A 20,318-nucleotide genomic window follows, 5' to 3' on the forward strand; every position below is an offset into this window, starting at 1 on the left:
TCCTGGCATCAGCGGGACGATATGGATCAGCGAAGGCAGGGAACTCAGGAAGGCGAGGCGGGCAGTTCAGACGGCGATGCGCGGTCTGACCCGGCGCGGTGGCGGGATCGGACGGGCGGATCCGACCGATGATGCCGCGCGGCCTCTGTCGAGGATCTGGCGGGATCGGACGAGATGGCCGCGCTTAATGCCCGGCAGGACGTCGCCGACGCGCAGCGGGCCGGGTGCTGCGGTGACGGCAGAAATACTGTCACCACCACCACCACCACCGCCGCCGCTGCCGTCTTCCTCCAGGATCATCGTGGTCGAATCAGTCTGCGGAACACCGATGATCTGTCGGGCGCCGCCTTCGAAGAACCGGGCATCGGTGCCGAAATGGCCCTGGTCATTGATCCAGAACAGCCAGTCGGCCGATTGCAGCGGCTTGTCGGGGTCGAGATCGAGAACCGTAGTGTAGACGTTCCGGTCGACCTCTGGGAGCAGGGTCCAGCGCGCCGTATCGGCCTCATAGGCAACGACCCCATGCGGGTCAGGGTATTCGTGAGAGCCTGTATGTTTAGACAGAGCGACCAGGATGGACAGATAGGGATGCTTGTGATGACTGTAATATCCGGCGCTGGCAAATATAGAATATGGTAATGTCAGTTCGACGAAGGTATTCAACTCGGCAAGGTCGCTCTTATCACCGATATTTTTGCGCGTCATGGTGTCGAGGGAACCATGATGTGGCGCCGACATCATGTAGATATTGGGCAGCGGTGACTGCGTCCACGCCTGCAGAAGAGTATTGGCAAAGTCCAACGTCTCGTAGGTGGCATCGCCCGGGAGGATGAAAGCCGTCTGGCCATACTGAACGACCGCCACGGCCGAACTGCCGTTCTTGATCAGCGCCTGGGATTTCGTGGCGCTCGGCACATTGGACACGATGGTCCGGATCGAGACCGGGCCGAGTGCCATGGTCTCCGTGACGTCACCATTCGCATCGCCATAGTCGCTGGCATTGGTGAGGTAGGAAACGGGGCCGTCGCCTTCGGGCAGAAATTTCGCGAGACGGCCGATGGTCGCCCTGGCCTGCGGGCCCCAATTCGTGCCGCCGAGCTGGATGCGACCGACCTCTAGTGGAATGTTGCGCGTCGCGACCTGATCCAGGAACTCCTTGGTCAGCGTCCAGTGGTCTGTGTCCTGATGGCTGAACAGCACCAGATCCAGCTTCGGAGGCTTGCCTTGGGCCATTTGCAGCTCAAGCGCCTCGATCAGCGTTCTGACCGGCGGGGTAATGCCCAGAACTTCCTTCGACTGGCTGAGACCGCCACCTGAATTACCGAAGTCGAACAGCGCCATCATCTCGGCCGCATCCTTGTCGGGCCGTGCATAGCGGTCAGTATAGAGCCTGAGCAGATGCGCCATGCCCTGGCCGCACCACATGCCGTCCATATAGGCGAGTTCGATGGTCATGCGGCGCCCTCGTCTTTGGTCCGGTCTGGCGTGGGGCGGATCAGGACGCTGGCGCGTCTGACCGGGGCCGTCATGCCATTGCGACTTTCCGGAGAAGACCGGAAGCGGAGCGGTGCAGATGGCAGGGGCGTGATGGCGGTCATGGCCTCCGTCATGTCGCCATCCTTGTCGTCGTCCTCGCTGATCTCCATCTCCAGCCCGAATACGTCGGGGGAGGTATCGGGGACATTGATCAGTGCCTTACAGGCGCCGTAAAAGGTTTCGACATTGGTCACCATCGGATCATCGGGGGTGAGCGTGTAGAACCAGTTTGCGACCGGCACCGGCGTGTCGAGACCCAGTACGGTGGTGTAGAGGTTGGCCATTACTTCCTTCTGCACACGAAATTCCTTGGCCACGAGGTCGTAATAGACCACGGGGTGGAGAAGGAACGCTCCCGACCCGGCATATTTGATCAGCTTTTTCAGAACGATCGCGTGCGGGTGGCTGTGGCTGTTGGCGATGCCGGCGCTGGTGATGACGCTGTTCGGCTGCGTGAGTTCGGTGAAGCGGATCAACTCGCTCAGATCGGCGTCGTTGTCGGTCGTGCTGCTCTTGGTCATTGTGGCCAGCGCCCCGTGATGAGGGGCGGACATGAGCGAAACCGGCTGAACCGGACTGTTCTTCCAGGCGCTGAGATAGATGTTGATCTGGTTCAGGGTCTCGTAGGTTGCATCCCCGGGCAGGATGATCCGCTCGCCGGCATAGTCGATCACCATGACCGCCGACGTCGCGTTCTTGCGCTCGCTCGACTTGGCCTTGGAGGTGGTGGGCGAATTGGCGATGAGCGTTCGGATCACGATGTCGCCCATCGCATCTGTCTGGGTCGGCGGTTTACTCGGATTGCTATAGTCCGAAACCAGCGTGTCCCAGTAGGTCAGATCCTTTTTCGGATTTGCGGTATACGTCCCGAGTTCGACCAGTGTATTGCGTGCGGTCTGACCCCAGTCGCTGCCGGCATAGATGATCTTTCCGACCGTCATCGGAATTTTGCGCAGTTTGACGGCGTCCATCAGGTAGCGAAGCAGCTTCCAGTGATCTTCGTCCTGGTGACTGATCACCACCAGGTCGATGTGTGGTGGCTTGCCGGCCTGTTCCTGGCTTTCCAGGACCTCGCAGACCCTCTCGACCGCCGGTGCCGCAAGCTTCGGCACCAGGGTTTTCGTGACAAATCTGACGGTGGTCCCGAAGTCGAACAGGGCGACCACATCGGGGATATAGTCGTCCTCGTATTCATTGGCCGTCAGCATATTGGCCATGCCCTGATCGCACCACAGGCACGACATCATCACCCGCGCGGCGTTCTCGATCCGGAGCAGATGGGCAAGAGTGATGTCCGGCGTGTCGGTCATGCGCTCTCTCCGCCATCCGTCCGAAGTCTGGCGCCGCGCGCCGCGCGTATGGTCGCCCCGGTCCTGTGTGCCGGAGGCGCCTTCCGGCCTGGGCCGGCGAGACGGCCTTCGGTGGCAGCCGACTTGTTCGCGGGCACCTCCTTGCCGTCGTCATAAGCGGCATACCAGCCGAGCTTGGTGTTCGAGGTCTGGTCGGGATTGCCGAAGACGGTGATGTCGTTCTTGCCGGGCGGGAAGGACAGGCCCAGCACATGCAGCCCGAAATCCCTGAGCCGCATGAGATATTGCCGGCCGTGCTGCTCGTCTTCATAGGTGGTGAACTGGATGGTCCGGAAGCCGATATCCAGGATGCCCTGCAGCGGCAGGCTGACCCCCAGCATGTTCTCGATGCCGGGCAGGGCCACGCCGAAATAGATGCCGGGATTGCCCTTGTCGCCACCGCCGGCACTCCAGGCGGCCAGCAGGCGCACGGTGATGCCCACCGACCCGGCCAGCGCGCCCAGCGTGCCGAGGTCGACCTCGTAGACCAGCCCGTACCAGGGCTGGGTCAGTTTCGCCTGCTGAAGGGGGGCCGAGATCGATACGAAGCCGGCGGCTTCCGGGGTGCGGGTTGACACCTGGCCGGTGACCGCGGGATCCGGGGTGCCCATCAACCCGGCCAGCCTCAGCGGGAAGCGGGCGAAGAGCGAATTCGGCCGTGCCCTGCTGTTCGCCGCATTCAGGGTCAGGTCGGCATCCTGGACCGTGAAGGTGACTTTCGTCGGGTCGGACAGCGAGAAGCTCATGGTGACGGCATAGTTCGAATAGGCGAGGCCGGCCGCCGATGCGGCATCGCTCGTGTCTGTCTCGGCCGGCAGGTCGATCCCGCCGTCCACAATCGTTCCGGCCGCGGTCAGTGGCGGCCCCCAGCAGAAGGGGTCGAACTTCTCAGGCTCGGCAAAACGCAGGCGACCGGCCATCTGGAAGGCGGCGGTGACGGTGGTGTTGCCGGTTTCGGGGTCGGCGGCGCGGGCCGTGACCATGCGCGTCTGATCGACCGCCATTTCCGACAGCTGGCCCAGCTGCAGCTGGAACGCTCCCGCCTCGCGCATTGCAAAGACATAGGTGTCGCGCCGGTCGCCGCCGTCGGCGGCTTCCGACTGATAGACGCCGTCCAGGATCAGATTGTTGCCGTGGTCGGTGGGGAAGAGCCGGGTCTGGGCGCCGAACACCCGGTTCACCATCAGCTGCGCCGAGCTGGTGAAACTCGCCAGCCGGCCGTTCTCGAAGCCGACGGTCAGCTGCTGGACCTTGAAGGCGAAGGCGATGTCGCTGGAGAAATACTGGTCGATCGGATCCTGATAGTCGATCAGGCCGAAGGTGGAGGTGGTGTCGAAGGTGAGCGTGCCGTTGTCCGAGGTGAACGAGGTGGCGGTCAGCCCCAGATGATGGGCGTAGAACCCGGCCGGGTCGATGCCGGCGGCCAGCGGTTGCAGCGGCTCCGGCAGGGTGTCGAGCGGCACCTCCACCGACAGCGCCAGCACGCCCGCCCAGTCGGGATCGTCGATCACCTCGACGAAACGGTCATAGGGCGAGGCGGTGTTCTTCAGCCGGGCGGTGGCGACGCTTTCGCGGGCGGAGCGGATGATCGCCTGAATGTCGCTGCGCGCGGTTTCGGCCTTGCCGTCATCCGACGATGCCTCGGGCCAGTTCCAGGCGGCGGTGTCGGAAACCAGATCGGCCAGCGTGCGGCCACTGATGAATTTGAAGATCAGCCGGGCGTTTTTCGGCCCCTGGCGATCGGGGGCGGCCCAGTTGCGCGGGCTCATCCGGAACAGCCAGTCGCCGATCACCGGGGTCAGCAGCCCGGCGAAGCGCTGGAAGACCAGGGTTTCTTCGGCGGTGATCGTGCCCGATGTCGCCTGAGTCAGCATCTGGTCGAAGGCGGTTTCGGTGTCGTAGACCGGATAGCCGGCGCGCGAGACCGTGGCCGAGACCTGGTTCCACACGGTTTCCGACACGCCCTTGCCCGGCGGCAGGGCCTTGATCAGGTTCATCGACGCCTGGGTCAGCTGATAGGCGACCGAGCCCGACGCCATCACGGTGGCGGCCGAGCCCAGCACCATGAACAGGCGGTTGGACAGCAGCGCCTGGCGGAAGGCGCCGTCGATGGCGGTGAAGCGCAGATCCGGCAGGCCGTCGCTGCTGCCCATATTGCCGATGCCGAGCCAGGCCCAGGGCTGATTGTCGCCGGCATAGCCGATGGCGATTCCGGGCGGGGAGACGGCCGGGGTCACCGTGCCGGCCTGGGTGGTTGTGGCATCCGCGGCCCTTGCCACATTCCATTGCGTGCCGGTGGCGAGCCCGATCCGCCGCCGGCGTTCGGGCGCGATGCCGCGCGCCTCGATGTCGCGCGCGAAGACCGCATCTTCCGCGGCAAGCCCGGCATAGCCGACCATGGGGAAGGCGGGGGCGGGATCGTCGGTCACCAGATCGGTGGCGGCCATTTCCAGATAGGACAGAAAGCCCGAATAGCCGCCGGCATAGAAGGGCGCATCCTCGGGTTGGGCGTAATAGCGCGGCGCGCTGCCGGCCGAAATCCAGCTCCAGGCGGTGGTGCCGAGATCGGTCAGGGCCGGCGGTGCCGGCGCGTCGTCCTGGGTGAGCACCGGCGCATCGTCGTCGGCGCGGGCGGGCGGGGCATAGGCGGCGCGGCCGGCGCGGAAGCTCAACACATTGCCGTCGGCCGTGTTGAGGCCGACATAATCGAGCCCGGTGGTGCCGCAGAGCACGCGCACCGCCGGGGCGGCCGCCGCGATCTCGGGCGCCACCTGTGCCGTCGCCAGCTGGCCGCCCTGGTCGAGCCCGAGCAGGGTGAAATCGCCATCGGGCGTGATGTAATACGAGACCGGCACATCGGCCGGGCTGTCGCCGACGGCCCCCGTGGTCATCGGCTGCACCGCCAGAACGAAACCCGGCTGGGTCTGGCTTGCCATCCGCACCGGCCTCAGCTGCACGCCATAGCCGAGCGCCGTGACATAGCCGCTGTCGAAAACCGGCGCATCGCCCGAGGCTGCGGCGCCGAAAGGGGCGAGGCCGAACCGGGTGCGGGTGGGATCGAGCGGCGCCAGCGGGTCGAAGGCGCAATAGAGCGCCACCGCCGCGCGCTGGCGCAGCGGCACCACCTGCAGGCTACGGATGCCGCCGGTCGCAACCGCGGGTTCGTCCAGCGCCATGAACGGGTCGATGTCGGGCGCGAAGAAGCGCAGGCTGGCGCCCATGGCGGTCAGCACCGGTACCTCGCCCTCGCCCGCCTCATCGGTAGCTGGGGCGGGCAGATCGAGCGTCCAGACCAGTGCGCCCGGCCGGGCCGGATTGTAGCTGACGCCCCAGAGGTTCTGACTGGCGGCAAGGCTGGCATCCCCCGCCAGCAGGGTGAACGCGCCGCCGTCATGGACCCGGAACAGCCAGCTCTGATCGCTGGAGGTCTGCTCCACCATCACCTGTCCGCCGGCCGACGCCAGCACCACGATGCCGCCGGCATTGAAGGTCTGGCCGCCGGTTACGGTGGTGACGTCGCCGCTGCGGGCCATGTCGACGGCAGAGCCGGTCCAGCCGTTGACACCTTGCGCCACGCCCGCGAGCCACAGGAAGCGCGGGCCCCGGGCCGGCGGCAGCAGGGTGAGAAAGGCCTGAAGCGGGTCGGCGAACCCGGCCGGGTCGGCGGGCGCCTGGTCCAGCCAGAACCACAGCCCCCGGGCATCGGTCCAGCTGGTGGACAGCGTGATGGTGTCGCCGAAACCCGCGGCATCCGAGGCAAGGAACCCCGCCCGGTTGCCGCCATCCGTCAGCCAGTAGAGCGGCGAGCCCTGAGCCGCACGGTTGAAGGCGGGCTCGGCCCCGCCGCTCATGCGGCACCTGCGGGCGGGGTGCCGATCTCGATCCGGTCGCCGGCCATCAGCGGCAGGGCGGTCATCGCGGCATTGGCCGCGGGCGCCCAGTCGACCCTGAGCGGCTGGCCGCCGCCGGCATTGTAGCTGGCGGGCGTGCCGGCCGGTGCCGGGCCGGTGCCGCGGGTCAGCCGGATGCCGGTCAGCGGCAGACCGGCTGCCGACGGCTCCTGGGCGCGCGCCGCCAGCACATCACCCAGCGTGGTGCCCAGCGGCACCAGCTGTTCCACCCCGTTGACCAGGATGCGGATCTCGGCCACCAGCGTGGTGCGGCCGCGGAAATAGAGCACCGCCGCCCGGGCGCTGGCATCGGTGCCGTTATGCGCGGCCTGGGTCGCCGCCTCCAGATCCGACAGTTTCGAGGCGGCGAGCAGCACCGCATTCAGTTCCGGATAGGGCGTGCCCGGCTGGGCGCAGGACGGGAAGGCCTGCGGATAGACCAGGCGGAGCAGCGGCTGCTGCATGGTCGACCAGCCGGTATCGATCAGGCCGCCGGCACCGGCGACCTTGCGGTTGGCGGGCACCGGCCGCGGCACCGCCGTGCCGCCCTGGCCGGTGACCAGCCCTACGAATTCATCCAGCACCGTGCAGGTGACGCCGTTCTTGACCATCCGCCCCACCTGCCAGCGGGCGACCGCAGACGTCACGAAGCCGTTGAGATAATTCTGATCGGTGGAGCCGGCCGGCATGCTGGTATAGGCCTCGAACTCCACCCTCAGAACCATGCCCGGCAGCAGATCGACATAGCCCTTGTCGGGGTTGAAGCTGTAGCCGAAGAACAGGGTTTCCACGAAGGTCTGCGGCATGGCGCGGGCGATCGCCGCCTGCACCGTCTGGATGGCGAGCGGGGTGGCGGTGGCCGTTTCCAGCGCCGTCAGAAAGCCGTTCCAGGCGGTCACCAGATCCGGGCGCACGGCATCGGCGGTGAAGGTCCAGGGCAGGGCCTCCGGATCACCGGCGATGGTCAGGGCATAGGTGTAGGGGGCCGTGCCCTCGACGATCGCGAAGGGGGCGACCGCCGGCAGATCCGCCGCGGCCGGCGGGGTGGTGAACAGCTGCGGCAGACCGATGGTGATCTGATAGGCGGTCATCGCCGGCGTGGTCGCCGGAATGATCGCGGCGGCGGTATCCTGGGCGAAGGTCGGATAGAGACCGGCGGCGAAGACCTGGGCCGAGGCGGCGGGGCCGGTGGTGACGCCGGTGATCGCCTGAACGCTGAGGGTCGGGTTCTGGTCGCTGGCATAGGCGATGGCGGCGGTGAGCGCCGGCGCCGTGGTCAGCACGCCGCCGGAGCCCGGGATGCCGGTCACCAGATAGGCCGATGCCCCCTCCACTGCCCGCCAGGACAGGGTGGCGGTGGCGCCGTCATAGGCGATGGCAAGGCCTGCCGGCGCGATGTTGCCGAGCGGGGTGAACGCGCTCCACGGCCCCTTGACCGCGGCATTGGACCGCGTCGCCCGGCCGCGCACGGTATAGCTCGCCGGATCGGTGAGGGCGGCGGCGGGCACGGTCACGGCGGTGGTGGCGCTGGTCAGGCTCTGGCTGAGCGTGCCGTTCTTCCACAGCTCCAGCGTATAGCCGTCCTCGCCCTGGCCGGCGGCGCTGAGGGTCGCGGTGACGTCGCCCCCGGCGGCCGGGAAGGCGATGCCGGTTACCGCTACGGCCTCGCTGATCAGGGTGAGGGCGGCCGAGGCCGGGCCGGTGGTGCGGCCGGTGGTGCCGCTGCCCATCGCGGTGACCACCAGAGAGGGGGCTGCCCCCTGGTCGCCGGCCGGCAGCTGCGGGACGGGCAGGCTGCCCGATCCGCCGCTGAAGCTGCCCGAGGCCATCACCCCGGTGCCCGAGACCAGGTCGAGCCGGTAGCCGGTGACACCGGCATCGGCGACGGTGTTCCAGGCGGCAGTGACCACGCCGCCATCCAGGCTGGCGGTGGTAAGGGCGGGCGCCGAGGTCAGCAGCGGCAGGCGGGTGGTGGTATAGGGGCCGGTGGACGAGCCCCGGCAGGCGGCGGCGATCACCGTATAGGCGCCACCGATGGTCAGGCCCGCCAGGGTGACGCTGTGGGTGAGGCCCGTCCCCGACGCCTGGCCACCCGTCACCGGCTGGCCGTCGGGGGCGAGCACGCTGATCGCCGAGCCGCTGATCCGCCAGTCGCCGGCCGGCGGCAGCACGGTTACCGTGACCGTGCGGTCGGTGCCCGAGGCCGTGGTCACGACATCGATCATGGGCGTCAGCAGCACCAGCCCCATGGCGCTGCCGTCGGGACCGGTGGCGGTGCCGGCGGTGGCAGAGGACAGCGCCGCGGTGACGGCATAGTCGTGGGCCAGATCGGCCGCGATGCCGAAACCGGCGGGGAACTGCCAGGTGCGTGTGCCGATCCGGGTGCCGGCGATCGGCGCCGTGGTGGCAACTGCGCGGCCGTCCTGCAGAAGATTGGCGATGAACCAGACATCGCCACTGTCCGGCAGGCCGGCGCCCGACACCGTGATCGTGGTGTTGACGGTCTCGAGCGGGATGACGACCGCAACCGCAGTGACGTCGGGCCGGGCGTAGAGCACCGTGGCCGGGTCGCTGACCGGGCCGCTGGAGATGTCGAAGACCGGCGTGACCTTCACGGTCCAGGTGCCGCCGGCCTTGCGCAGATTGGGGGCGACCACGAATTGCGCGACGGTGCCCGAGGTGACCGAGGCGACCTGCGAGCCGCCGCCGGTGGTCAGCCGGATCTGGGTCTGGCCGGCCGGCATGGCCGAGGCGGCCGCCGTCCAGCCCACCGACAGGGTGATGCCGTCATAGGCGGTGGTGATGTTGGTGACCGGCGCAAACAGCAGGGGCGCCCGGTCGGAGATGATGGTCGGATCACTCTGAACGGCGACCTGGACGTAATACATCGTGGTCTGGGCGTTCATGTCCTCGCCCGCCGTCCAGGTGCCGCCATTGGGCGTCATGCCCGATGCGGTGCCGGTGACGGCGGTGCCGCCGGCGGTCGTCACGATGATCGTGAACGGGCCGGTGTATCCCTGCTGGATGATCCAGGCCAGGGAGAAGACCGGGCGGGTGCCGCCGGTGGTGCAGGAAACCGACGAGATGACCGGCGCGGCCGGCGTGGTGGCGGTGGACATGCGCTCTTCCCCCGATGCAGAAGCCCGCGCACCCCGCAGGCCCCCATGGGACCGGCGGGATGCGTCGTCGTCCGTCGTGATCTGTGGGTTGGGATCAGCCGTCGATGCGGGCGATCGGCGCCAGGCCGGCGGCGATCCGGCGGGCGTTGGTCACGTCCAGCCGCCAGTCGTCGCCCAGGGTCTGGCCCAGAATCTCGACCGGGTCGGGCAGATCGGCCGGCAGCGCCGCGCGGGCGGCATGCACCGCCTGCATGCGGTTGTCGCCCACCAGAATGCCGCCGGCGATGAAGCCGGTGATGGCGTCGTCGTCGATATCGGCCAGGCTTTCGGCCCCGTCGGGCAGCAGATCCAGGTTGAAGACCTGGCCGTCATGGGACACCCGCTCGACCAGCACCACCTGCGCGGGGCCGTGATCGGTGGTGACGACGGCGCCGGTCTCCAGCGCCTCGGCCAGGATCACGCCGGCGGTGGTCGGCACCGGGTGGTTGTGGGTCAGCAGCACCTCGCCGCCGCCCTCGGTCACCACGCGGACCATGGGCTTGTCTTCGGTGCCGCGCCAGATTTCGGCGATGCGCAGGCTGCCGCCCATGCCGTCGGCCACCCGTTCGCCCGCGGTCAGGCTCTCGATCGGCCGGGTCGTGCCGTCGGCCATCTGCACCAGGCTGCCGGCGGCCACACAACCCCAGACGAACTGGATCGGCGCGACCATGCCGATATTGGCCGGCGGCGTGCCAAGGCCCAGCGGCACGCTGGTCACCCGGATGAAGGCGTTCTCGCCGGTCGACAGGCTGAAGTTCAGCAGGAAGTCGAGATCGATGGTCTGGCCCTGATCCCAGGGCGCGCCCTGCAGCCAGTCGGGGCCGATCGCCCAGCTGATCGCGCCGCCGGCCCCGGTGCACAGCCCCGGAATGGCATCAGACGGGAAGGCGATCGCCGCACCATCGCCCTGGCCCGAGCGGCGGAACAGGATGCAGCTGCCGTTGAAATTCGGGTTCTGGGCGACGGTATAGCCCTGAAGCAGGGTCGCCGAACCATTGACCGCCAGGCCCACGATCGGCTTCGAGCCGTCATTGCCGTACTGGTAATAATAGTCGCAATCGCCGACCTGGTTGTCGGTGCGGTTCAGGCCGACCTTGATGTAGTCGCGGGTGGGGTGCGAATTGTGGTTCGGGTCGACCACGGTCAGGGTGTCGATCGCGTCCACGCCGCGCAGATCGGCGGTGGCGACCACGGTTTCCAGGGCATTGGCGCCGGCCGGCAGATAGGCCGCCGACAGCGTGGCCGTCACATCCAGCTTGCCGTCGACCACCGAGGCGCCGGAGGTGAGTTCCACCACCTGGGTGGTGCTGTTGTACTGCTGCGGGATCGAGCTGCTGCCGATCTGCTGGCCGGTATGGTTGTCGACCAGAATGAGGTTGAGCGCGGTGACCGTCGAGATGCCGGTCAGCGTCACGATGCCCTGGGCCGAAACCTGGTTGCTGTTCGGCTCCACCCCCAGATAGGTCAGCGTCACCGCCGGCACCCAGCTGCCCGGCTGGGGATCGTCCATCTCCAGCAGCGTGGCCTTGCGGGGCCCGCCGGTGGCGGTGTGGTGGGCCTCCGTCAGCTTGATCAGCCGGCGGGTGCTGGGGAAGTGGCGCTCCAGATAGTCATCGCCGCCGAAGCGGTCCAGGATGAACTGCCGATGCGTCTCGTTGCGCATGTCGAGCGACATCACGCCGTTGGGGGTGGCCGCGGCTTCGCGGGTCACCGTCTGGAAAACATCGGCCTCTGCCTTGCTCATCGGGCTTGCCAGCCTGCCGAAGCGGTCGACCCCGATATCCGTCATGCGCCTTTTCATGATCCGATCCCCTTCCCCTCATGTCCTTGATCCGGGAATAAGCGACCCCGTTCACGCCTCTGGGAGAGGCGTGTCTGCCGGTCTGCTCGTTCCCACTTTCAGGATTATTGCGTGAAAGGTTAGATTTGAGCCGAAAGGGTGTCAATGACCGTTCTTTGAAAACCAACGGTCGTTAATCTGCTGCATAATGCGATGGACAGACGCCGTGAAGGTGTGCTGCCGGTCAACGCCGATTGGCGAGATGCGCCCGGAACGCGAAGGCGGCGCCGGCAAGGGAGACCAGGCCGAACAGGGCGAAGGTGGCGGCATAGCTGCCGGTTAGCCCCTGGGCGGCGCTGAAGCCGGCGGGGCCGATCACCACGCCCCCGAAGGTGAGGATCAGCACGCCCCCGGTCACGGCACCGACCAGCCCGGTGGGCGCCCGGCGGGCGGCTTCCGCCAGCATCACGCCATTCCAACCATTGGTTGTGTTACCAATCAGACAAAGCAGGGCCAGTTGCACCCCCGGTCCGGCCGCCGCGGCCGGGCCGATGGCGAGCGCACCGGCGCCCGAGATCGCGCCCACGATGGCGAGCACCAGGAAACCCGCCCCCAGCCGGTCGGCCAGGAACCCCCAGATCACCCGGCCGAGCGCGCCCGAGGCCTGGATCAGCGCCAGCGCGCTGCCGGCGGCCACCGGCGACCAGCCGTGTTCGGTGACCAGCATCACCACGGTGAAGGTCGACAGCGACAGCTGGAGCATGGAATAGAGCAGGCCCAGCAGCCCCAGCGCCCTGAGCGGCGCCTCGCGCAGCGTCAGGCGCGGGCCCTGCATCCAGTCCTGTGCGATCCGGGCCCCCGGCTCGCGATCGGCATCCCAGGCCGGGCGCAGCCGCTGCAGCACCAGGATGAGCGCAAGCGGCGCCAGGGCGGCCAGCCACAGCCCCGACTGCCAGCCCAGCGCCACGGCCATGGCCGGGAAGGCGAGCCCCGCCGTCACGCCCCCCAGCGGCACGCCGGCCTGTTTGAGCGAAAACACCGTGTTGCGCCGCCGTTCGGGCGTTACCCGGATCAGGATCTGAGAGGCGGCGGGGTTGTTGAGCCCATAGCCGAAGCCGGCGATCAGGGCAGCCGCCGCCATCAGGGGCAGGCTGCCCGACCCGAAGGCGGGCAGGGCGATCACGAAGGTGGCCATGCTGATCTGCGACGCCCGGGCCGGGCCGAAGCGGCGCACGATCCCCCCGGCCATCACCGAGGTGACGGCGGCGGCCAGATAGACCAGGCTGACCTGAAAACCGACCAGCGCGGGCGCCACCCCCAGTGCTGCGGCGGCGATCGGCGCGATGGTCGACAATGCCAGCGCGCCCCCGGTCGACACCATCTGCACCGCCATGGTCACCAGCAGCGCGGTCAGAAGCCGCGGCGGCCCTGGGATATCGGCAGGTGTGGAAGGGTGGGGGGTGTCGGCTTGGGCCATGGGGCGGATCCGTTCGGTCTGGTGGTCCCGAATTGTACGGACAAATTATCGGCCGGGGCCAGGCGTTTTCGTGCAGGGGTCCCCTGCGGCCACCGTCATAAAGGTTTCACGAGCGGCGCGCTCATATTTCCTATATTCCGGAACTATGGAAAACGAATATGCCGCCTATGCCTTCGCCACGCTCGGCCATCCGGGGCGTCTCTCGGTCTTCCGCCTGCTGATGCGCTTCGCGCCCCAGGGCGTGCGGCCGACCGAGATCGCCGCCGCGCTGGGGCTGAAGCAGAACACGCTCTCTCATCACCTGGCCGATCTGGCGGGTGTGGGGCTGATCACGGCCGAACGCCAGGGCCGCTCGCTGCTCTATGCGGTGGATCTGGCGGCGACCGAGCGGCTGATCGGCTATCTGGCGCTCGATCTGGGGCGTGCCCGCCCGGATCTGCTCGGCCCCATTCTGGGGCCTCAGAAGGACCATCCCGCCATGCGCGATGCCGGCTTCAACGTGCTGTTCATCTGTTCGGCCAATTCCGCCCGCTCGATCATGGCAGAGGTGCTGCTGCGTGATCTGGGCGGCGGCCGGTTCACCGCCTTTTCGGCCGGCACCGGCGGCGACGGTCGGCTGAACCCGGCGGCGCTGGAGGTTCTGGCCCGCAACGGCCACGACATTTCGGGGCTGCGATCGAAGCCCGTCGCCGACTTCCAGGCAGCCGGGGCCCCGGTGATGGATTTCGTCTTCACCGTCTGCGACACCGCCGCCGCCGAAGACTGTCCGTCCTGGCCGGGCCGGCCGATCACCGGCCATTGGGGCCTGCCCGACCCGGCGAAGGCCCAGGGCACCGAGAGCGAAAAGGCGCTGGCCTTCGCCCGCACCTATGGCGCCCTGCGCCGGCGCATCGCCATCTTCACGGCACTCCCCTTCGCAGCGCTGGACCGGCTGGCCCTGCAGGGCCGGGTGGATCGCATCGCCGCCGAGGCTGCGACCAGTGACGAGGTCTGACCCGATGTCTCCCCGCATCGCCCTCAACGGCCTCGGCCGGATCGGCAAGCTGGTGTTGCGCCGCCTGATCGATACCGGCGCCGGTGGCGATATCGTCCTTCTGAACGATGCCGCGGGTGATGCCGCCCAGCATGCGCTGCTGATGGAATTCGACAGCGTCCACGGCCGCTGGCAAAGGCCGGTTGCGGCGGCAGAAAACGGGCTGATCCTGGACGGGCGGCATATCCGCCTCACCCGCGAGAAGACCATCGCGGCCCTGCCGCTTCAAGATGCCGGCATCGATCTGGTGATCGACTGCACCGGTGTCTTCAAGACCTCGGCGGCACTCGCCCCCTATTACGCCGCCGGGGTGAAGACGGTGGTGGTCAGCGCGCCGGTCAAGGACAGGGAGGCTCTCAATCTGGTCTACGGGGTCAATCACGGGCTTTATGATCCGGCCGCGCACCGCCTGGTGACGGCGGCATCCTGCACCACCAACTGTCTGGCGCCGGTCGTGAAGGTGATCCACGAGGGCATCGGCATCCGCCATGGCTCCATCACCACCATCCACGACGTGACCAACACCCAGACCATGGTCGACCGGCCGGCAAAGGATATGCGCCGGGCGCGATCGGCGCTGATGAACCTGATCCCGACCACGACCGGCAGCGCCACCGCCATCGGGCTGATCTACCCCGAACTCGCCGGCAGGCTGAACGGCCATGCGGTACGGGTACCGCTGCTCAACGCCTCGATCACCGATTGCGTTTTCGAGGTGGCGCGGGAGACGAGCGTCGCCGAGGTGAATGCGCTGTTCGAGGCGGCCGCTGCCGGGCCGCTGACCGGCATCCTGGGCTACGAGACCCGGCCGCTGGTCTCGGCCGATTTCGTCAACGATCCCCGCTCGGCGATCATCGATGCCCCCTCCACCCTGGTGGTCGGCGGTACCCAGGTGAAGATCTACGCCTGGTACGACAATGAATGGGCCTATGCCTGCCGTCTGGCGGACATCGTGCGCATGGTGGCATCTTCATGGTGAAGCAGGCCGCCCCCGCCAACCCTGTCCGCGCCTATGCCGCCGTCACCGCCGCCTATTGGGCCTTCATGCTGTCCGATGGCGCGCTGCGCATGCTGGTGCTGCTGCATTTCAACGCGCTGGGCTTCACGCCGGTGCAGCTCGCCTGGCTGTTTCTGCTGTATGAACTGGCGGGGATCGCCACCAATCTGGCCGCGGGCTGGCTGGCGGCGCGGTTCGGGCTGGCGGCGACGCTTTATGGTGGGCTGGTTCTGCAGATCGGGGCACTGGTCGCCCTCACCCGGCTCGATCCGGGCTGGAGCCTGGCCGCTTCGGTCGGCTTCGTGATGGCGGTGCAGGGCGTCTCGGGGGTGGCCAAGGACCTTGCCAAGATGTCGTCCAAATCGGCGGTCAAGCTGCTGGCGCCCGCGACGGGTGGCGGGCTGTTCCGCTGGGTGGCGCTGCTGACGGGCTCGAAGAACGCGGTCAAGGGGCTGGGCTTCTTTCTGGGCGCGGCGCTGCTGGCGCTGGCCGGTTTCCAGGCCGCCCTCTGGGGCATGGCGGTGGTTCTGGCGCTGATCCTGGCCGCCGTGCTGCTGTTCCTGCCCGCGGGGCTGCCCGGGCGCATCAAGGCCGCCGAAAGCTGGTCCGGCTGGCGGTCGAAAGATGCGCGGGTGAACCGGCTGTCGCTGGCGCGGATGTTCCTGTTCGGCGCCCGCGATGTCTGGTTCGTGGTCGGCATCCCGGTCTATTTCCAGGCGGTGCTGTCGGACGGCACCGCCGAGGGGCGGCGCGCGGCGTTTTTCATCGTCGGCGGGTTCATGGCGCTCTGGATCATCGCCTATGGCCTGGTTCAGGCCCTGGCGCCGCGCATCCTGAAGGCCCGAGGCGAGGCCGAGGCGGCGACGGTGCGCAAGGCCATCCTCTGGGCGGCGGCGCTGGTGCCGATCCCCTTCGCACTCGCCGCCGCCGTCTGGCTGGCGGGGGCACCGGCCGCCTGGCTGACGGTCCTGCTGGTTGCGGGGCTGCTGCTCTTCGGTTTCGTCTTTGCGATCAATTCCTCGGTCCATTCCTATCTGATCCTGGCCTTCGGCGATGCCCGGCGGATCACCCGCGATGTCGGCTTCTATTACATGGCCAATGCCGCCGGCCGGCTGATCGGCACCCTGTTGTCGGGGGTGAGCTATCAGCTGGGCGGGCTTGGCCTCTGCCTTGCGACCGCGGGTCTCATGGCCCTGTTCAGCTGGCTGGCCGCCCGGCGGCTCTGACGCAAACCACCGCTCCATATTGCGTTATGCAGCGTGCTAGACTTGCGCCATGACAACGGCCGGGCAACACGGCCGGGATCACCGGAGGAACGTCTGATGAGCGTGAACGCGCAGGAATTCGGCCCCAGGGTGCAGGCCCTGCTGGACCAGGCGGCCGCGGCCGGCGATGTGCCGGGTGTGGCGGTGGCGATCGGCGATGCCGATGGCCAGATTTTCGAGGCGGCGGCCGGCACCCGCACCATGGGCGGCGACCAGGCCATGACGCCCGACACCGTGGTCTGGATCGCCTCGATGACCAAGGCGGTCACCGGCACCGCCGCCATGCAGCAGGTGGAGCGCGGGGCGCTGTCGCTCGACGGCCCTGCCGCCGAGGTGCTGCCCGAACTCGGCCGGGTCCAGGTGCTGGACGGGTTCGACGCGGCCGGCAATCCCCGGCTCCGCGCGCCGCGGAGCCCGGTCACGCTCCGCCATCTGCTGACCCACACTTCCGGCTTTTCCTATGATTTCTGGAATGCCGACGTGGTGCGCTGCCAGGAGGTGATGGGCCTGCCGCCGGTGGTCAGCTGCCAGCTTGCGGCGCTCGACGTGCCGCTGATGGCCGATCCGGGGACGCACTGGGATTATGGCGTCGGCATCGATTTCGCCGGCCGGATGGTCGAGGCGGTGACCGGCCGCCGGCTGGGCGCGTATCTGGCCGAAGAGGTGCTGGGGCCGCTGGGCATGACCGATACCGCCTTCCGCATCCGCGACGACATGCGCGCCCGGCTGGCGCCGATCCATGCCCGCGGGGCCGATGGCGGGCTGACCGCCACCGATCTCGAAATCCCGCAGGATCCCGAATTCGAAATGGGCGGCGGCGGGCTTTACGGCACGGTGCGCGACTATCTGCGCTTCTGCCGCCTGTTCCTGAACCAGGGCCGCGCCGATGGCGGGGGCCAGGTGCTGAAGCCCGAAACCGTCGCGCAGATGGGCCGCAACGCCATGGGCGATCTCCGCGTCCGCCCGCTCAAGGCCGTGCTCCACGACCTGACCAATGATGCCGAGTTCTTCCCCGGCCTGCCCAAAAGCTGGGGCCTCAGCTTCATGATCAACGAAGAGGACGCGCCCACCGGCCGCCCGGCCGGCTCTCTCGCCTGGGCGGGGCTCGCCAACAGCTATTACTGGATCGACCCGAAGACCGGCCTCGCCGGGGTCTATGCGACCCAGATCCTGCCCTTCGCGGATGTGAAATCGCTGCCGCTTTATCTGGCGGTGGAGGGGGCGGTTTACGGGCGGTGAGGGCGCGCCGTCCTGACGACGGCACCGCCGGCTTGCGCGCAACGGTCGGGGAGGGGCGAAGATATACGATCGTGTTCTTCATGACGTCTTTTGGTATGAAGAGGCGGGCAGCCTGAACCGGGCTGCCCGCCGGCCATATCCGTGTCGGCCCATATCCGTACCGGCTTAGGCCCTGGCAGAGAGACCGCGAAGATGTCCGACCGCGCAATCGTTTCCGACGTCGAGGATGCCACCGCCATGGATCGCGAGATCTGGGTGAAGCCGGTGGCGCGGACGCAAAATCTGACGGCTGCGGAAATTGGTGGCGGGACCACTCTCGACGGCTCTTCCTCGGTTTCGTGACGGTGCGCCGGGACGGCGAAGAGCCCGGCCCGGCTTCTTCTCAATCTGGCGAAGAAAATTCGGCAGGTCATCGATCAACGGGCGAGAGATATCTGTTCTTTGTGGATGCCCTGAGGGCCAGGAAAACCCGGACGGGAATACGTCAAAGGATCCTCTGATTTCTGCTGGATGTGATGATCGTCCTGTTCTATGAAAAAAGACCTGTCGGCCATTGATGAGCTGAACCATGGGCCGGGCAGCTCGACATCCACAGGATTGAGGAGATGCAGCATGCAGGAAACCAGGAACGCCGAAGAGCCGGCGCGCTCCGATGACCGTCTGACCTGGGTTGCCCCGGTCGCGTCCACGGCGATGCTGAAAACTGCCGAAGCGGGTGCGAGTATCTCCGGAGATGCGTCCAGCGTGTCCTGACACCGCGGGAACACCACGGTCATGACCGATCGCAACGACGCGACCGTGCAGTTCATGCGCGCCAGTTTCGACGGCTTCGCGGCCGGTCGGCGCACCTATCATGTGTCCTGGCTGGGCCATGACGCGATCAAATACCCCACCGACCTGATGATGTATCAGGAGCTGATCTGTCGCCGCCGGCCGGCGCTGATCGTGGAGACCGGCAGCTTCAAGGGCGGCAGCGGGCTGTTCCTGGCCTCGATCTGCGATCTGATCGGGGCGGGCGAGGTGATCAGCATCGATCTGCACAATGACGACCGGCGGGCGGATCTGCCGGTTCATCCGCGCCTCACCTTTCTGTCGGGCAGTTCCACCGCGCCCGAAATGGTCCGGGCGGTTTACGACCGTGCCGCCGCCCTCGGCCCCGATGCCGAGGTGATGGTGATCCTGGACAGCGACCACCGGCTGCTGCATGTGCTGGCGGAGCTGGAAGCCTATGCCGGGCTGGTCCGGCCAGGCGGCTATCTGATCGTCGAGGACGGCCATGTCAACGGCCGGCCCAACTGGCCCGATTACGGGCCGGGGCCGAGCGAGGCGATCGCCTTCTTCCTGCCCCGGCATCCGGAATTCGAGGTCGACCCGGCCTGCGAGCGCTTCATGATGACGCTCAACCCCGGCGGTTATCTCCGCCGCCGCGACGATCCGGCCTGATGAGCCCGACCCGGCTGTATCTGGATCTGCTGAAGCAGGTGCTGCTCAACCAGACGGGGCTTGAGGCGGAGCTGCGCCTTGCCCATGTCGCGGCCTGCCATGCGGCCGGGACCGACCCCGACCCCCGCCATCTGCGCGACATCCGCTTCACCGAGGCAGAGGCCTTCGCGGCGGCGGCCGCGCGGCGGGATGACGGGCGCTGGACGGCGGCCGATCGCCCGGGCCTGGGGCTTGCCTATACCATGACCGGCCGCCAGCGGCTGGATCATCTGGAAACCTGCCTGGATGACATCCGCACCGGGGGCGTGCCGGGGGATCTGATCGAAACCGGGATCTGGCGGGGCGGGTGCGGCATCTTCATGCGCGGCTATCTGGCGGTGCATGCCATGGCCGACCGCCGGGTCTGGCTGGCCGACAGCTTTGCCGGCGTGCCGGCGCCGTCGCATGCCATCGATGCCGGCGACACCCTGTTCCGGCAGGACGATCTGCTCGCGATCTCGCGGCCGCTGGTCGAAGACGCCTTCCGCCGCTTCGATCTGCTCGACGATCGGGTCCGCTTCGTCGAGGGGCTGTTCGAAGAGACGCTGCCCGGGCTGGAGACGGGGCCGCTCGCCCTGCTGCGCCTGGATGGCGATCTCTTCACCTCCACCCGCGCCGCCCTGGAGGCGCTCTATGACCGCGTGGTGCCGGGCGGCTGGATCATCATCGACGATTACGGCGCCGTGCAGGGCTGCCGGATCGCCACCGACATGTTCCGGCATGTCCGCGACATCACCACCCCGCTCGACCGGGTCGACTGGACCTGCGTCGCCTGGCGCAAGAGCTGAACGGAACCATCATGACCCAGCCCGGCCCCACCTCGTCGGTTCTCTCGCCCGAAACCCTGGTCCGCATCCGCCCCGGCATTCTGACTGCCGAGATGGATGGCGAGACGGTTCTGCTCGATGCCGAGAGCGGCGCCTATTCGGCACTCGGCAGCACCGGCAGCCGGATTGCGGCGATGATCGCCGAGCCGGTCTCGCTGGGGGATCTCTGCCGCCGGCTGACCGCGATCTATGCCGTCGACCCCGAAACCTGCCTGGCCGACGTCACCCCCTTCCTTGAAGGGCTGATCGGCGACGGGCTGGTCGACATCGCCGGCTGAGCCGGCC

The 20,318-nt window shown here is 67.8% G+C and carries 15 protein-coding genes; 8 read left to right on the forward strand and 7 right to left on the reverse strand.

All coding sequences use genetic code 11. The annotated features are described in order from the left end of the window. Positions 1 to 66: 66 nt before the first annotated feature. From WI697_RS04605 to WI697_RS04630, 6 genes are all read right to left on the reverse strand, one after another. Positions 67 to 1,455 (reverse strand): ComEC/Rec2 family competence protein, encoded by a 1,389-nt coding sequence (locus WI697_RS04605; RefSeq protein WP_345957576.1) that lies wholly within the window; start codon positions 1,453 to 1,455, stop codon positions 67 to 69. Further along, positions 1,452 to 2,846 carry a ComEC/Rec2 family competence protein gene (locus tag WI697_RS04610; RefSeq protein WP_345957577.1) on the reverse strand — a complete coding sequence of 465 codons (1,395 nt, stop codon included), beginning with the start codon at positions 2,844 to 2,846 and terminating at the stop codon, positions 1,452 to 1,454. The genes WI697_RS04605 and WI697_RS04610 overlap by 4 nt, the downstream gene beginning before the upstream one ends. Continuing rightward, entirely contained in the window at positions 2,843 to 6,736 is a 3,894-nt protein-coding gene (locus WI697_RS04615) for a hemagglutinin protein (RefSeq protein WP_345957578.1), read from the reverse strand. Before WI697_RS04615 ends, WI697_RS04610 begins: the two co-directional genes overlap by 4 nt. After that, entirely contained in the window at positions 6,733 to 9,894 is a 3,162-nt protein-coding gene (locus tag WI697_RS04620; RefSeq protein ID WP_345957579.1) for a hypothetical protein, read from the reverse strand. Before WI697_RS04620 ends, WI697_RS04615 begins: the two co-directional genes overlap by 4 nt. Positions 9,895 to 9,988: 94 nt before the next feature. Continuing rightward, the gene (locus WI697_RS04625; RefSeq protein WP_345957580.1) at positions 9,989 to 11,722 is read right to left on the reverse strand and encodes a Hint domain-containing protein; all 1,734 of its coding nucleotides are present in this window, start codon (positions 11,720 to 11,722) and stop codon (positions 9,989 to 9,991) included. A gap of 235 nt (positions 11,723 to 11,957) precedes the next feature. Further along, positions 11,958 to 13,190 carry an MFS transporter gene (locus WI697_RS04630; protein WP_345957582.1) on the reverse strand — a complete coding sequence of 411 codons (1,233 nt, stop codon included), beginning with the start codon at positions 13,188 to 13,190 and terminating at the stop codon, positions 11,958 to 11,960. A gap of 145 nt (positions 13,191 to 13,335) precedes the next feature. Between WI697_RS04630 and WI697_RS04635 the strand changes: the two genes are divergently transcribed. From WI697_RS04635 to WI697_RS04655, 5 genes are all read left to right on the forward strand, one after another. After that, positions 13,336 to 14,184: a metalloregulator ArsR/SmtB family transcription factor gene (locus tag WI697_RS04635; RefSeq protein ID WP_345957583.1), complete on the forward strand. Its 849-nt coding sequence runs from the start codon at positions 13,336 to 13,338 to the stop codon at positions 14,182 to 14,184. Between the two features lie 4 nt (positions 14,185 to 14,188). Beyond that, positions 14,189 to 15,202, forward strand: a complete 1,014-nt coding sequence (locus tag WI697_RS04640; RefSeq protein WP_345957584.1) for an ArsJ-associated glyceraldehyde-3-phosphate dehydrogenase — start codon at positions 14,189 to 14,191, stop codon at positions 15,200 to 15,202. Next, complete coding sequence (gene arsJ / locus WI697_RS04645) at positions 15,196 to 16,446, forward strand: organoarsenical effux MFS transporter ArsJ (RefSeq protein ID WP_345957585.1); 1,251 nt, start codon at positions 15,196 to 15,198, stop codon at positions 16,444 to 16,446. The genes WI697_RS04640 and arsJ overlap by 7 nt, the downstream gene beginning before the upstream one ends. 96 nt (positions 16,447 to 16,542) lie before the next feature. Further along, a complete protein-coding gene (locus WI697_RS04650) occupies positions 16,543 to 17,724 on the forward strand; it encodes a serine hydrolase domain-containing protein (RefSeq protein WP_345957586.1) in 1,182 nt (393 codons plus the stop codon). Positions 17,725 to 17,916: 192 nt separating this feature from the next. Beyond that, a complete protein-coding gene (locus tag WI697_RS04655; protein ID WP_345957587.1) occupies positions 17,917 to 18,066 on the forward strand; it encodes a hypothetical protein in 150 nt (49 codons plus the stop codon). A 74-nt stretch (positions 18,067 to 18,140) separates the two neighbouring features. On the opposite strand, the gene WI697_RS04660 is transcribed toward WI697_RS04655, so the two are convergent. Then, entirely contained in the window at positions 18,141 to 18,500 is a 360-nt protein-coding gene (locus tag WI697_RS04660; protein WP_345957588.1) for a hypothetical protein, read from the reverse strand. On the opposite strand from WI697_RS04660, the gene WI697_RS04665 reads away from it, so the two are divergent. Genes WI697_RS04665 through WI697_RS04675 form a run of 3 tightly spaced genes read left to right on the forward strand, consistent with a single transcriptional unit; the run spans position 18,499 to position 20,311 of the window. Continuing rightward, on the forward strand, positions 18,499 to 19,167 hold the full coding sequence (locus WI697_RS04665) for a CmcI family methyltransferase (protein WP_345957589.1): 669 nt from the start codon (positions 18,499 to 18,501) through the stop codon (positions 19,165 to 19,167). The genes WI697_RS04660 and WI697_RS04665 overlap by 2 nt on opposite strands. Continuing rightward, positions 19,167 to 19,994, forward strand: a complete 828-nt coding sequence (locus tag WI697_RS04670; protein ID WP_345957590.1) for a TylF/MycF/NovP-related O-methyltransferase — start codon at positions 19,167 to 19,169, stop codon at positions 19,992 to 19,994. The genes WI697_RS04665 and WI697_RS04670 overlap by 1 nt, the downstream gene beginning before the upstream one ends. Before the next feature lie 11 nt (positions 19,995 to 20,005). Further along, positions 20,006 to 20,311 carry a PqqD family protein gene (locus tag WI697_RS04675; protein ID WP_062764048.1) on the forward strand — a complete coding sequence of 102 codons (306 nt, stop codon included), beginning with the start codon at positions 20,006 to 20,008 and terminating at the stop codon, positions 20,309 to 20,311. Positions 20,312 to 20,318: the final 7 nt, after the last annotated feature.

The sequence above is a fragment of the Tistrella mobilis genome, assembly GCF_039634785.1.
Taxonomy (GTDB): domain Bacteria; phylum Pseudomonadota; class Alphaproteobacteria; order Tistrellales; family Tistrellaceae; genus Tistrella; species Tistrella mobilis.

Excerpts from the sequence above, each read along its gene's own strand:
- WI697_RS04605 (WP_345957576.1), bottom strand. The coding sequence starts at position 1,455 with ATGACCATCGAACTCGCCTATATGGACGGCATGTGGTGCGGCCAGGGC.
- WI697_RS04610 (WP_345957577.1), bottom strand. The coding sequence starts at position 2,846 with ATGACCGACACGCCGGACATCACTCTTGCCCATCTGCTCCGGATCGAG.
- WI697_RS04615 (WP_345957578.1), bottom strand. The coding sequence starts at position 6,736 with ATGAGCGGCGGGGCCGAGCCCGCCTTCAACCGTGCGGCTCAGGGCTCG.
- WI697_RS04620 (WP_345957579.1), bottom strand. The coding sequence starts at position 9,894 with ATGTCCACCGCCACCACGCCGGCCGCGCCGGTCATCTCGTCGGTTTCC.
- WI697_RS04625 (WP_345957580.1), bottom strand. The coding sequence starts at position 11,722 with ATGACGGATATCGGGGTCGACCGCTTCGGCAGGCTGGCAAGCCCGATG.
- WI697_RS04630 (WP_345957582.1), bottom strand. The coding sequence starts at position 13,190 with ATGGCCCAAGCCGACACCCCCCACCCTTCCACACCTGCCGATATCCCA.
- WI697_RS04635 (WP_345957583.1), top strand. The coding sequence starts at position 13,336 with ATGGAAAACGAATATGCCGCCTATGCCTTCGCCACGCTCGGCCATCCG.
- WI697_RS04640 (WP_345957584.1), top strand. The coding sequence starts at position 14,189 with ATGTCTCCCCGCATCGCCCTCAACGGCCTCGGCCGGATCGGCAAGCTG.
- arsJ (WP_345957585.1), top strand. The coding sequence starts at position 15,196 with ATGGTGAAGCAGGCCGCCCCCGCCAACCCTGTCCGCGCCTATGCCGCC.
- WI697_RS04650 (WP_345957586.1), top strand. The coding sequence starts at position 16,543 with ATGAGCGTGAACGCGCAGGAATTCGGCCCCAGGGTGCAGGCCCTGCTG.
- WI697_RS04655 (WP_345957587.1), top strand. The coding sequence starts at position 17,917 with ATGTCCGACCGCGCAATCGTTTCCGACGTCGAGGATGCCACCGCCATG.
- WI697_RS04665 (WP_345957589.1), top strand. The coding sequence starts at position 18,499 with ATGACCGATCGCAACGACGCGACCGTGCAGTTCATGCGCGCCAGTTTC.
- WI697_RS04660 (WP_345957588.1), bottom strand. The coding sequence starts at position 18,500 with ATGACCGTGGTGTTCCCGCGGTGTCAGGACACGCTGGACGCATCTCCG.
- WI697_RS04670 (WP_345957590.1), top strand. The coding sequence starts at position 19,167 with ATGAGCCCGACCCGGCTGTATCTGGATCTGCTGAAGCAGGTGCTGCTC.
- WI697_RS04675 (WP_062764048.1), top strand. The coding sequence starts at position 20,006 with ATGACCCAGCCCGGCCCCACCTCGTCGGTTCTCTCGCCCGAAACCCTG.